This is a genomic window from Halomonas sp. 111 (genome assembly GCF_052379685.1).
GTDB classification, from domain to species: domain Bacteria; phylum Pseudomonadota; class Gammaproteobacteria; order Pseudomonadales; family Halomonadaceae; genus Vreelandella; species Vreelandella citrativorans.
The window spans coordinates 90,803-103,094 of record NZ_JBQSYV010000002.1; the positions used below are offsets into that span (position 1 = coordinate 90,803).

Sequence of the window (12,292 nt, forward strand, 5' to 3'; positions counted from 1 at the left end):
CCAGAGGCGATTAAGGTGGCCTCAATACAATGGAGCGCTTGAATGATCACCTCTTACCTTACCCATCCAGACTGCTCATTGCATCATATGGGACCAGAACATCCTGAAAGTCCACAGCGTCTGGAAGCAATTCGCGCTCGCCTTTCACTTGCCGGTTTATTACAGCAGACCATGCAGTCTGATGCCAAAGAAGCCAGTTTTGAGGCGTTGGCAAAAGTACACCCGCCCCGGCACCTTAATGCTTTAGAGAAATGTGTGCCTACTGAAGGCATTGTCGCCTTGGACAGTGAAACGCTCATGAATCCGGATAGCTTAAAAGCTGCCCGGGTTGCTGCCGGGGCCACTATAAAAGCAGTCGATCAGGTGTTTAAGGGCCACGCTGATAATGTTTTTTGTGCCGTTAGGCCTCCCGGCCATCATGCCGAAGCAAGCGAGGCGATGGGCTTTTGCTTTTATAACAATATCGCCGTAGGTGCCGCCCATGCACGTGACGTGTATGGTGCCAAGCGTATCGCTATCCTCGACTTTGATGTCCATCAGTGTAATGGAACTATCGATATTTTTAAGGACAGATCAGATGTCCTGATCTGTACAAGCTTTCAGTACCCGTTTTACCCGTGGCGTTATCTGCGTAGTGAGTGGCACAACGTTGTTAATACGCCGCTAGAATCAGGCACTGACAGCGCTGAATTTCGACGCCTCATTGAGCATCAGTGGCTACCCGCCCTTCATGCGTTTAAACCGGACCTGGTGATGATATCGGCAGGGTTTGATGCTCATCGCGACGATACGATGGCCGATATCTGCCTGGGTGATGAAGACTATTATTGGATAACGCATTTGGCAATGGAGATCGCGGCGCTTTATGCGGATAACCGCGTTGTCTCTGTACTGGAAGGTGGCTACGACCCTAAATCATTAGGAAGAGGTGTGGAGGCGCATATTAGAGCCTTGCTGGGGCTACCTTTTTCAGAAGAAGGTTAAATATTCTGTACTCGCGAATACCCTGGCAGACGCTAACGCTATGTTACTATGGTCCCTATTGCTGTCTTTTATGTGACCATTATGACCGCCACTTCTGAAGAACATGCCGCACTGCGTATTGCCTCCGGCAGCAAACCGTTTGTAGAACCGCTTCTCTTGGGCGCGCGGCTCAAGCAGATTCGCTTGGCTAACCAATGGACGCTGGAAGATGTCAGCCAGCGTACCGGGCTAGCGCGCTCTACCCTTTCAAAGATTGAAAATGATCAAGTCTCGCCTACGTTTAGCGTCGTTCAAAAACTCACCACTGGGCTTAATATCGATCTACCCCAGCTCTTTACGCCGCCCAAACGTGAACGCTATACCATGGGACGACGCGACTTAACGCGTAAAGACAAAGGGCAGCTACATCCAACGCCTACTTACGAGCATGAATTACTGGGGCACCAGCTGGCTCAAAAGCGCATGATTCCCTTTAAGACCATTGTGCGCGCACGCAACTTTGACGAATACCACCAATGGGTGCGTCATGATGGCGAAGAGTTTTTGATGGTGCTTCATGGCGATATCATGCTGTACAGCGAGTTTTATGCTCCGCTACTGCTTGTTGAAGGCGACAGCATCTATTTTGATAGTGATATGGGGCATGCACTGGTGTCTACCAGTGCTGATGATGCGGTTGTTCTGTCCGTTTGTACCCGAGGCGATTTGGCTTAACATCCAGCCTATCTTCAACTTACCGCTTCTACAGACAGTTGGTTGGTTTAGGCAGCCCGGCAAGTCGCGCTATACGTTTCGCAGGGCTGCCGGGGAAAAGCGACATTAAATACATCGACTTTCCCTTCTCTTCTCCCAGCGCATTCTTCGTGGCTTTTACCAAGGGACGCATAGCCGGCGCCATTTCATAGCGGTTATAAAAATCACGCATTACACCAATTAATTCCCAATGTGCTTCAGTTAATACAAGCCCTTCATCACTGGCCAGCATTTCAGCTACAGCTTTTGACCATTTCGACTGTTCTACCAAGTACCCCTCAGGGTCTAATCCAATTTCTTCATCCGAATCAAGATAACGGTATATTTTTGAATCCGACATATTAGTACCACGTAACAATTTGAGGGTGGTGCTCAGTTAACGTAACGAATCCGTTCATATCAACCATAGGTAAGCCATTCGCTGTAACGGCAGCATTTAGGCCCCACGCCGCGACATCTTCTGCTAACAGAAAGATGCGTGACTGATACGCCTGCCAACCTTCCCAGTGCGTTTTCAGCGCCGCTTGTACACCTTCTTCCGTCAGTACTACGATATCCTCTTCACCAACGGCTTGCTGCATCTGTTGCGCAGCATCGCTATTTAGCGCCTTGGTTAAAATATGCAACATACTGAGCATCCCACTAAAAATTAAGTATTTGCGCGTACTGCTGAAGAAATCCAGGCATTGTTTTAGCTTTCAAAAACTGTACATCGTCTCGCAACGTGGATGCGGGCACTCCTAGAGTGGCCAAGGTCTCTTCGGTGGTCCAAAGCTGCTCGATATCGTACATCTCCAGCATATCGATGGTGGGGAGGCTGGCTTTCTGCCCTGGCGCCCCACTGCCTTGCTCTTTTAATAACGCCATAGCGCCCTGCCCAAGGAACAGCAGGTCTACAGGCTGTCCAAATGCGGCCGCTACCAGCGCTGTATCCAGCCCTTCTCGCAGCAGGTTGGAGCCGTAAGGAGCATGACGAATGATAACCAGCAAGCTGTTTGACTCAGCCATTAGCTCTCCTGTTAGGCAAACGTAATAAAACGATCACAGCGCTGCTGTAAGGTTAACAACTGCCCTAGCCCGGTTAACTCAAAGGGCGCATCTATATTAAACGATGCTTTACCATGACGCAGCGCTTCCGCTTCACTTGCCAAGCCACGCCTTAGTGCCGCCGCTATGCATACGTCCATGGGAACGTCATGCGCGCGGTGTAATTCGACCCAGGCATCGTGCAGGTTAAGTTCATCCTGGGGCGGGGCCATGAGTGAAGACGCGTTGTGCACCCCTTCATGATAAAAGAATACGCCTGACAAGTGGTGCCCCTGTGCCAACAGCGTACGAGCAAACCTTAAAGCAGAGTGTGGTGCGGGGCTGGTATACGGCGCACCCATCACCAATAAACCATACTCCATTATCGTCTCTCGAATCGGATAGCCAAAAAAAGACAGACCCTACAAGTAGGGTCTGTCCGGTTACCAGCTGACAACGCTATCGGTTAGTCGTTGCTCATGATACCTAAAATTGAAAGCAGGCTGATAAACAGATTGTAGATAGAAACATACAGCGTAACGGTTGCCAGAATATAGTTCGTTTCACCAGCACGATGAATGATCTCACTGGTTTGATACAGGATGGCCGCTGAGGCGAACAGAACAAAGCCTGCTGATACCATCAGTGACAGGGCAGGAATGTTAAAGATCAAGCCAGCAACCATCGCAAGCACTAGTACAATAGCGCCAGCCAGCAGGAAGTTGCTTAAGAAGCTGAAATCCTTCTTGGTCGTTAACGCAACCGCTGAAAGGCCAAAGAAGGTAAGGCCTGTCATTGCCAGCGCATTCATAATCAACGCGCCACCGTTAGGGAGCGTTAAATAGGCTGAAATGATAGGTCCCAGTGTGAATCCCATAAAACCGGTAAAAGCGAAGGTGGCCAGCAAACCAGCCGCAGAATTCGCCGTTTTATGTACCAGGAACATCAAGCCGTAGGCCCCAATAAAGAACACAAAGATGTTCATTTGTTGGATACCCATAGCCACTGATGCGCCAGCGGCCACTGCTGAGAAAAGCAGCGTCATTGCCAATAATGCGTAGGTATTGCGCAGTACCTTATTGGTGCTCACGCTGTTGGCAACACCACTGGATCGTGTTTGTGCCGTGTTTAGATCGTTATAAGCCATCTACGTATGCTCCCCAAATAATAGTGCTAACAATAGACCAGCATGCCGTTACCAAGTTCCAGACGCAAGTCCTTATCGCTTCGTTTATGTAAAGTACTCAACTTTTTTCTAACGAAAGAATTGACGGATTTGAATAGCGGCGTCTTGCAGAAAAAACCACGACTGACGATATTGTCATCGCCAGTCGTGGTTTTTAACGCTCTATTTCTTCATCTTTTTTCGGCGGAGTCACCGCGCTGCTGGCGGTTTGGCGAATATCCTGCGAGGCATATAACCGGGCATCAACCACATGCAGCACTGCAAGTTGTACGAAAAGCACTGCAAAACAGATGATTAAAGCTTTGATCATGGCGGCTTTCCTGAACCAGGCTGGCGATAGCCAACCTTTTGCTGAATGCTAGCTTAAAGCAGGCTGAAAGCAATAGCGGCATTCGATAAAAACCTGCCATGAATAATAGCGCCCTATCCCTTGTCTACTGAGTAAACTCTTCCGTATCAATGTCCGCTTGCTGCGCTGGACTATACCGTTCACCGGCTACCTGATCAGGTGTCATCATTGAGTTGAGGTCACTGAGATAGTTTTTATCGAGCAACCAACTATCGGCTGCCAGGTTTTCACGCATATGAGCGATTGAGCAAGTCCCAGGGATGGGCACTATATGGCTACCTTGTGCTTTTACCCAGGCCAGTGCCAATTGGGCGGTAGTCACGTCAAGCGACTGGGCTAGCGCCTGAAAGCGTGAAAGCACCGCGAGATTTTTAGGCAGATTGTCAGCGTTAAAACGAGGCATATTAGCCCGCATATCGCCCTCACCAAACACTGTATCGACCTGAATCGCTCCTGCCAAAAAACCACGACCCAAGGGGCTAAATGCAACCATCACCACATCAAGTGTTTGGCAGGCTTTAATGAGCGCAATTTCGGAGTTGCGTGTCCAGAGAGAATACTCTGACTGCACTGCTGCTATGGGATACTCCTTATGCGCTTTGGAAAGCGTTTTTGCTGAAACCTCCGACAGCCCCACACCGCCTATCTTACCCTCATCGACCAACTTACCCAGTTCGCCGACACTCTCCTCGACGGGTACGCCGGGATCAAGCCGGTGCAGGTAATAGATATCGATATGATCAGTCTTTAAACGTGTCAGGCTTGCCTCACACTGTTGGCGTAGTATGTCTGGTCGACCATTGATAACCCGCTTTCCCGTCTCAGCATCAATCGCCATACCGCATTTACTGGCCAACAACAGCGCTTGGCGCTTGTCTTTTAAGGCATTGCCCAGCAAGCGCTCATTCGCCGTGGCCCCATACAGTGTCGCGGTGTCAAAGTGCCGATACCCCATTTCAAACGCTTCATGCAATGCTCGCAGGGCGTCTTTTTCAGACACCTGCTGACCATAACCATGAGACAAGTTCATACAACCAAGGCCAACAGCAGGCGAAGACACTTCTTTAAGACGCTGGAAAAACATCGACATAGGCATTCCCTGAAAGAAAATTTCTGCAGTACCGTTATGCCGTATAATAGTTAACAACTCAACGAACGAAAGCCCCACGGCACACCATGGGGCTTTCGGCAACGAACCATAAATTTCAGACGGCAGGTTTTCAAAAGCCTATTAACCGGTATGACGGCCTTGAAGCTTATCCAGTAGCCGATCAACCATGCCGACGCCCGGCCCGACGCTCTTATGAAATAGCTCAGAATGAGGTGCGCTAGGGTGCGGCCGTGTCGGCGCTAGCTTTTTGGCAGCGTCGACTTTATTCCCCAAGTCGATAAGTTCATCAACGGGTATATGATTACGTAGTTTGGGAAATTGGTCGGACTCTTCATCATCAATGTGATGGCGAAGCTGTTTTTCCATCTCTTTAGTCAGTGTCATAAACGAGGGGTCTGACGCATCGACATCCTCTAGCTTCTTCATCACCTTGACCAATTCATCATGCTCTCTCTTATCGTGCTCAACTTCATCACGCCCATTAGGAATATGTTTCTCCATAGCAGGGTAAACATACATTTCCTCAGCAACGGCATGGCGCATCACTTCGGCAATAGCGGCGTCTATCAAGTCTCGACGCTGCTCGGGGTCGTTACTGCTTTCTACTTGGGCGAGTAGCTCCAGCATTTCCTGGTGGTCAGTCGTTAAAATATTGATGACGTCCAACCCGTTTCCTGTCTGGCCTTGCGTGTGGTTATCCATACCCTTCTCTCCCTCTTATTCAGAATCCATGAGCCGCCAGCTCCATTTCAAGCTAGCTCGCCTGATCGGTATTTCCAAGCTCACAGCGCGTGACCTAATACATGTTAAGAAGGTTTTTTAAAACTGATTGGCAGGTGGCTGACGTCATATTCAAGCCGCACGCCATCAGCTACGTTATAAAAGGATTTCAAACCAGGGAGCGGATGATGGCGACGTTTATGGTGTATCGAGCGGTTCAGGAAGGCGCTGAAATTGATGCCCAGCCTGAGTGGTGGGTCGTAGACTTGCGTGAGGAGGAAGAAAGAGATGGCGATTTGGTGCGCAAACGTTGTGCGACCAAGCCTGAAGCAGATGAAGCCGTTAATGAACTTAACAAAAAATATGCAACGACTTAGTAGTATCGATAACAGTACGACGGCTGAACATCCACCAGCCTGAAAGCTGACAGGCTGGTGGACGATAATAATGTAGCAAGCAGAAGGAGGCCGCTATTTTTTACCCGTTAACGATCTAAGCAGCGTCTCAACCTGGTGGTCGCCCTCACCTTCATCATCCAACTCCTCTTTCGCCAGCTCTTTTTTATTTCCCACGACGGCATTGCAGGCACTGCAGTAGATATTGTCATCTTCGTCTGTGTTTTCAGGGAAACGGTAGTCTTCGCTGCCACATTGGGCACATCGTTTCGGAAATGCCATTTAAGCTTACTCCTTGTGTTGTGTGCGACATACCTTTACAGCTTAGCTGAGAAGTGAATTAACTGCGTATGTGCACCTATAGCACATTCAGCGCCTAGCTCTCTTGTGGTGGATACGGGTTCTGCTTTAATAACGTGGCCAAGTGAACACAATTAAGCGCCAGGCCTGCCGTAGCGCTCTGAGTCGCTTCTGGTGTCTTCTCAAAATCCTTGAGGTCGACTCCCTGCATGGCTTCACCTACCCAATAGGTGCATGCGTTGGCAGGAAGGGTAAAACCAACGTCGTTTAGCCCCTGAAACAGCTCGGCAACAATATGATGAGCGCCATCTTCATTACCTACCACCACGACACCGGCGACCCGACCATACGAGACCATTCGTCCCTGCTCATCGGTTTCGCCAAGAAACGCATCCAGTCGCTCTAATACACGTTGACAGATACTGGAGTGATGGCCTAACCAGATAGGGCTACCCAGGATGAAGATATTGGCATCCAGAATCTGCTTTCGTATTTGCGGCCAATCATCACCCTCACCTTCATCCGATGTCACACCGGGCTTAATATTAAAATCCGCAGCACGGATTTTCTCGCCAGTGACGCCATGGCGCTCAAGCGCTGCCAAGGTCTCGGATATAAGTCGATCACAAGAAGACGCTGCGGGTGACGCTTTAAGCGTACAGTTGATAGCCAAGGCTTTTAACGACATGAGACTCTCCTTTTATGCGGCTTGGGGTGTCAGTGCTTGCGAAGCTTGGGGGTTATCTGCCGGGCGAACTGCCGAAACGAGGCTTTAACCGTACCCAGCGCGTCCGGATCGCCGTGCAAAAGCGCTGCCATATAGGCTTTCGCCTGTTCGGGCTTTATATGCGGCGGGATCGGCGGAACATCAGGGTCAGTTATAACTTCCAGCACAACGGGGCGGTCAGCACTTAAGGCCTGCTCCCAAGCATTCGCTAACATCTCGGGATCGCTAACCTTAATGCCCTTGAGCCCAATAAGCTCGGCATATTCGGCATAAGGAAAGTCAGGGAGATCCTGCGAGGCTTCATACTTCGGGTCGCCTTCCATTACCCGCATTTCCCACGTGACTTGATTAAGGTCCTGGTTATTAAGCACCATAACGATCAAGCGTGGGTCCGCCCACTGCTGCCAATACTTGGCAATGGTAATTAACTCCGAATTACCGTTCATCTGCATGGCCCCGTCTCCAACCAATGCAATGGCCACCCGTTCGGGATAAGCGAACTTGGCGGCTATCGCATAGGGAACGCCATTTCCCATCGTGGCAAGTCCACCAGAAACCGATGCCATCATGCCACGGCGTAATTTGAGATCACGTGCGTACCAGTTAGCAGCGGAACCGGAATCGCTGGTCAGAATGCAGTTATCAGGCAGGCGCGGCGATAGCTCCCAAAAAACACGCTGCGGATTAACCGGGTCAGCCTCCGCCATGGCACGCTCTTCAAGCACTTCCCACCATTGGGCAACACTTTTCTCAATATCTTGACGCCAACCACGATCTGTTTTCTGCTCTAAATAGGGCAACAGCGCTTGTAAGGTAGTCGCGCTATCACCCACAAGGTTCACCTCCATTGGGTAACGCATACTCACCTGGCGCCCATCAATATCGATTTGTACACCCCGGGCCTGCCCCTCCTCCGGTAAGAATTCCGAATAGGGGAAGCTTGAGCCAATCATCAATAGCGTGTCGCAGTTGGCCATTAACTCCCAGCTTGGGTTAGTACCCAGTAACCCGATAGATCCGGTAACGAAAGGCAAGTCGTCAGGAAGCACTGCACGCCCCAGTAGCGCCTTAGCGACACCAGCGCCTAGCCTGTCAGCCACCTGAATAATCTCATCGGTCGCATTCAGAGCCCCAGCACCCACTAGCATCGCCACTCTCTTTCCTTCATTTAACACTTGGGCGGCTTGGCGCAAATCATTGTCATGAGGCACGGTAATGGGGCTTGAGTAGCCCACGCCCGAATGCACAGTACCGTGAGCATGCGCAGGTGTTTCAACCGCAGGCTGGGACTGAAGGTCATTGGGAACGATGATAACCGTCACGGTCCGCTCGGCGAGGGCTATACGGATAGCGCGGTCAATAAGGTGGCGTATCTGAGCTGGGCTGGTCGCCATATGCACGAATTCATGGGCGACGTCTTTGAAAAGCGACACCAGGTCGACTTCTTGCTGATATTCACCGCCCAAGGCCGCACGTGCTTGCTGGCCAACAATGGCGACGACTGGCTGATGATCTTTTTTGGCATCGTACAAGCCATTAAGCAGATGAATGGCACCAGGCCCGGAAGTCGCGGTACACACACCCACTTCCCCCGTAAACTTGGCATGAGCACACGCCATGAATGCCGCCATCTCCTCATGACGGGCTTGCACGAACTCGAACTGGTCACCCGCTCGTTGTAATGCCCCCATGATGCCGTTGCTGCCATCCCCCGAATACCCGAAAATACGTTTAACACCCCACTCACCCAAACGTTGAACCAGAAAATCACCTACCAGCTGCTTACTCATTTAAGCCTCCATGGCAAAGCTACGCCTTAGCTCGTCACTTTCATATAAATGTTCACTAGGCCTATAGGTATAGATACGGGTATCAGCAAAGGTCAACTTGGCAGGGCTTCTTGTTAATTATTATTAAACAACAACCTGTAGAGTAGGCTAGTTTGGTTGCTAAGCGGTCATGTTCATTTTTTTAATTCTCATGGATTACCCACCATAACGAAATGTATGCCTCGCACCTGAGAAGAATTTAGTGATTTCGATGCCAACTATTTTACACTTGGGCAAGGCGAACCCAGCGTAACCGACGATATAATCTAGATATACGTTATTTACTTTTACGCTTAAAGCAAGAAGCCCGACCAGAGGCCGGGCTTTAACGTTGCATCCTTGTACACTCCGCAAGCTTCCTGCCTGCCCATCCTTAGGGAGTCTTCCTGACTCACTACTCCTTGCTGAACATCCTTGTCCAGTGGGTTGAGATTGCCACACTAAAAATGGCCTGTAAGTAACATAGTATAATTGATAGTAAAAACGCACTTATTTATTAACCTGCAGTAACTCTGTTAGTTAGCCAACTAGCCAAACAATGAGGCCACCTGCTAATCCACTTCGGGTTAAGTAGTAGAAACTTAGCCATAAGTAGTTATAACTATAATCTTATTTATCATACTTATTGAGGACGCCATGCACTCTAATACAAATTAACAATAAGAAACGTTCTTTTGATTTAAAAATAGTATGTAACATTAGATGAAAAAAGGCCTATAGTCTTTCATCACCCGTATTCGGGTTGATACATAACTCATGGAGGAGAAAGTGATGATCGCTGTTCATCAGGGTACCAAAATTGCGTTTTCAGCTATTTACCGGCGTTTGGTTATCAACCAGCTTATTAACCGTGTCGACAGCCTTGAATCTGAAAAATATGGGCTTATCGCCGAAAACAAGATATTGGCTACTGAAAACGCCAAGCTACGCAGGGCATTAGCAGAGCAACATAACGATGTAGCGTGATATTTAGTTCTGCGACCCTTGGCTAGCCGTAACGACGTCTAGGCCAAGGGTGGCGGAGTCTATGAGAGTTTTCAGCCACAAGCGGTTCAATCAAACTTTCTTTTTATCTCCGGTAATTTCATCGGTGACTTTTCGCAATCCCCTTTCAATCGGATGCTCATCATCATTATCACCTGTCACGCTAAACTCTGAGTTCGCCCCCCCGCTGTATATTTCTGCACCACAAGTGCCACACGTTGGGAGGGCATTTTCCGTATCGTTTGCGTCGGCGATATATTCCTTACCACATTTCTGACACTTATCGACATGTTCCATGGCCGTTCTCCTTTTTCCTATATCACTTCAACCTTAGAAGAAAGAAATGGTTCCATAAAGTCCGGGCAAGCCGATAACCACGCAGAGTGGTCCTATTGCATCAGGCTACCGCCCGCGTCGTCGTCAAGCGCGATTCCCTGGACGCCTATCTCCGCCTCTAATGACAACAGGTAGTGGCGCAATGCGCGCCGCGTTGCCTGTTCCTCCAGGTGATGGCGAACACGTTCGGTAACGGCTTCGTAAGGCAGCAACTGCCCTTCCTCGCGGGCATCAACCACCACCAAGTGCCAACCATAGCGGGAGGCAATGGGCCGCTCATGAAGGCCGTTGGGTAAGTGGTGTAGCACTCGGTCAAGTTCAGCAACCGTTTGCCCTTGGGCCAACCAGCCGAGTTCCCCACCTTGGGTGTTGGAAGGACACGCTGAGTGGCGCTGGGCAAACTCCGTAAAGCGCGCAGGATCGTCCTTCAATGTTTCCAGCAGTGTTACGCCTTGCTGATAGTGTGCATCCCGAGCCACAGCATCTTCAGGCGCCGCAGCCAGCAAAATATGACGCACCTTTAAGCGTGTGGGCTCACTAAAACGCTCGGGGTGGTGCGCATAAAAGCGTTGGCAATCCTCGGTGCTGGGCTCCGGCACGTTCAGCGCCTGCTCTAGAAGCTGTGCAATCACCTTGTCATCCGCTGTTTCATTATCAGCCAATAACCCTTGCGCTTGGGCCTGCTGACACAGCAGCTCACGGACAACCAACGCCCGCGCAGCCTTAAGCTGGGCACTCCCCGCACTGTCTGACGGGTGATACTGCATTTCATGGGCAATGTCGCTTTCTTCAATAGCGCGGCTGCCAACCTGTATCAATGGTAGCGTGGCTTCACTTGGCAGCGCTTCGATATCAATCACTTGCATAACAACTCTCCTGATAAATTAGCGCTTAGCCGCGTTTACGCACTAATTGATAGCGCCGGGTCAGATAACCGAAAGGCGCGCTCCATACATGCACTAGCCGAGTGAAAGGGAACAACAGGATAATGGTTAGCCCCAAAAAGATATGCAGCTTGAATATCCAGGAAACATCTTGCAGATAGTTCGCTGCGCCGCCGTTAAAGAACACAATGGCCTGTGCCCAGCTTGCCAATGTCAGCATCATTTCGCCATCCATATGGCCCAGCGTGAAGAAAATGGTCGTCAGCCCAAGGCATGCCTGAATAAGCAAAATAGCCAGAATCAGCGTATCCATTTTACTCGATGAGGCGCGCACACGTGGATTGAACATCCGCCGATAAAGCAGCATCGCCCCGCCGATCACACACAACACGCCGGCAATACCACCAATCACCACGGCAAGCAGTTGCTTGGTGCTAGGGAGAAGAAAGTGCTCATACATCCAGTGTGGGGTAAGCAGACCAACCAAGTGGCCAAAAAAGATGGTAATGATGCCGATATGGAAGAGATTGCTGGCCAGGCGCATGTTTTTGGTCGACAGCATCTGGCTGGAGCCGGTCTTCCAGGTGTACTGCCCGTAGTCAAAACGCACCAGGCTCCCAAACAGAAATACGGTACCGGCGAGATAGGGATAGTAGCCGTAGATAAAATACTCGAGGTAAGTCGTAATAGCGGACATTGAGATTCTCC

Annotated in this window: 18 protein-coding genes; 4 read left to right on the top strand and 14 right to left on the bottom strand. The window is 50.1% G+C overall.

Annotation, left to right across the window (positions count from 1 at the left end):
* Nucleotides 1–42: 42 nt before the first annotated feature.
* Entirely contained in the window at nt 43–984 is a 942-nt protein-coding gene (locus ACT3T7_RS01830; RefSeq protein WP_444629877.1) for a histone deacetylase family protein, read from the top strand.
* Nucleotides 985–1,065: 81 nt separating this feature from the next.
* The gene (locus tag ACT3T7_RS01835) at nt 1,066–1,698 is read left to right on the top strand and encodes a helix-turn-helix domain-containing protein (protein WP_172116650.1); all 633 of its coding nucleotides are present in this window, start codon (nt 1,066–1,068) and stop codon (nt 1,696–1,698) included.
* A 28-nt stretch (nt 1,699–1,726) separates the two neighbouring features.
* Here the strand turns inward: ACT3T7_RS01835 and ACT3T7_RS01840 are convergent, their stop codons facing one another.
* From ACT3T7_RS01840 to ACT3T7_RS01875, 8 genes are all read right to left on the bottom strand, one after another.
* Nucleotides 1,727–2,077 carry a TusE/DsrC/DsvC family sulfur relay protein gene (locus ACT3T7_RS01840; protein ID WP_444629878.1) on the bottom strand — a complete coding sequence of 117 codons (351 nt, stop codon included), beginning with the start codon at nt 2,075–2,077 and terminating at the stop codon, nt 1,727–1,729.
* Between the two features lies 1 nt (nt 2,078).
* Nucleotides 2,079–2,366, bottom strand: coding sequence for a sulfurtransferase complex subunit TusB (gene tusB / locus ACT3T7_RS01845; protein WP_193053576.1), 288 nt, complete (start codon nt 2,364–2,366; stop codon nt 2,079–2,081).
* A gap of 13 nt (nt 2,367–2,379) precedes the next feature.
* Nucleotides 2,380–2,745: a sulfurtransferase complex subunit TusC gene (gene tusC / locus ACT3T7_RS01850; RefSeq protein ID WP_444629879.1), complete on the bottom strand. Its 366-nt coding sequence runs from the start codon at nt 2,743–2,745 to the stop codon at nt 2,380–2,382.
* A gap of 11 nt (nt 2,746–2,756) precedes the next feature.
* Nucleotides 2,757–3,146 carry a sulfurtransferase complex subunit TusD gene (tusD, locus tag ACT3T7_RS01855; protein ID WP_444629880.1) on the bottom strand — a complete coding sequence of 130 codons (390 nt, stop codon included), beginning with the start codon at nt 3,144–3,146 and terminating at the stop codon, nt 2,757–2,759.
* 83 nt (nt 3,147–3,229) lie between these two features.
* Complete coding sequence (locus ACT3T7_RS01860) at nt 3,230–3,910, bottom strand: Bax inhibitor-1/YccA family protein (protein ID WP_172116655.1); 681 nt, start codon at nt 3,908–3,910, stop codon at nt 3,230–3,232.
* Between the two features lie 193 nt (nt 3,911–4,103).
* Nucleotides 4,104–4,259 (bottom strand): hypothetical protein, encoded by a 156-nt coding sequence (locus tag ACT3T7_RS01865; RefSeq protein ID WP_172116656.1) that lies wholly within the window; start codon nt 4,257–4,259, stop codon nt 4,104–4,106.
* A 124-nt stretch (nt 4,260–4,383) separates the two neighbouring features.
* Complete coding sequence (locus ACT3T7_RS01870; protein ID WP_444629881.1) at nt 4,384–5,388, bottom strand: aldo/keto reductase; 1,005 nt, start codon at nt 5,386–5,388, stop codon at nt 4,384–4,386.
* Nucleotides 5,389–5,529: 141 nt separating this feature from the next.
* The gene (locus tag ACT3T7_RS01875) at nt 5,530–6,111 is read right to left on the bottom strand and encodes a hemerythrin domain-containing protein (protein ID WP_444629882.1); all 582 of its coding nucleotides are present in this window, start codon (nt 6,109–6,111) and stop codon (nt 5,530–5,532) included.
* Nucleotides 6,112–6,317: 206 nt separating this feature from the next.
* Here ACT3T7_RS01875 and ACT3T7_RS01880 point away from each other — a divergent pair, with 206 nt between their 5' ends.
* Entirely contained in the window at nt 6,318–6,506 is a 189-nt protein-coding gene (locus tag ACT3T7_RS01880) for a hypothetical protein (protein ID WP_172116773.1), read from the top strand.
* Nucleotides 6,507–6,599: 93 nt separating this feature from the next.
* Here the strand turns inward: ACT3T7_RS01880 and ACT3T7_RS01885 are convergent, their stop codons facing one another.
* The 3 genes from ACT3T7_RS01885 to ACT3T7_RS01895 all read right to left on the bottom strand — a co-directional run bounded on the left by ACT3T7_RS01885 (nt 6,600) and on the right by ACT3T7_RS01895 (nt 9,341).
* A complete protein-coding gene (locus ACT3T7_RS01885) occupies nt 6,600–6,806 on the bottom strand; it encodes a hypothetical protein (RefSeq protein WP_172116659.1) in 207 nt (68 codons plus the stop codon).
* A gap of 94 nt (nt 6,807–6,900) precedes the next feature.
* Complete coding sequence (locus ACT3T7_RS01890; RefSeq protein ID WP_444629883.1) at nt 6,901–7,512, bottom strand: flavodoxin family protein; 612 nt, start codon at nt 7,510–7,512, stop codon at nt 6,901–6,903.
* 29 nt (nt 7,513–7,541) lie between these two features.
* The gene (locus ACT3T7_RS01895) at nt 7,542–9,341 is read right to left on the bottom strand and encodes a thiamine pyrophosphate-requiring protein (RefSeq protein ID WP_444629884.1); all 1,800 of its coding nucleotides are present in this window, start codon (nt 9,339–9,341) and stop codon (nt 7,542–7,544) included.
* A gap of 810 nt (nt 9,342–10,151) precedes the next feature.
* Between ACT3T7_RS01895 and ACT3T7_RS01900 the strand changes: the two genes are divergently transcribed.
* Nucleotides 10,152–10,346 (top strand): hypothetical protein, encoded by a 195-nt coding sequence (locus ACT3T7_RS01900; RefSeq protein ID WP_172116662.1) that lies wholly within the window; start codon nt 10,152–10,154, stop codon nt 10,344–10,346.
* A gap of 90 nt (nt 10,347–10,436) precedes the next feature.
* On the opposite strand, the gene ACT3T7_RS01905 is transcribed toward ACT3T7_RS01900, so the two are convergent.
* The 3 genes from ACT3T7_RS01905 to narI form a co-directional block, all read right to left on the bottom strand.
* Nucleotides 10,437–10,661 carry a hypothetical protein gene (locus ACT3T7_RS01905; RefSeq protein ID WP_172116663.1) on the bottom strand — a complete coding sequence of 75 codons (225 nt, stop codon included), beginning with the start codon at nt 10,659–10,661 and terminating at the stop codon, nt 10,437–10,439.
* 92 nt (nt 10,662–10,753) lie between these two features.
* Nucleotides 10,754–11,566, bottom strand: coding sequence for a peptidylprolyl isomerase (locus ACT3T7_RS01910; RefSeq protein WP_444629885.1), 813 nt, complete (start codon nt 11,564–11,566; stop codon nt 10,754–10,756).
* Between the two features lie 25 nt (nt 11,567–11,591).
* Nucleotides 11,592–12,281, bottom strand: a complete 690-nt coding sequence (gene narI / locus ACT3T7_RS01915) for a respiratory nitrate reductase subunit gamma (RefSeq protein ID WP_087105405.1) — start codon at nt 12,279–12,281, stop codon at nt 11,592–11,594.
* Nucleotides 12,282–12,292 lie beyond the last annotated feature (11 nt).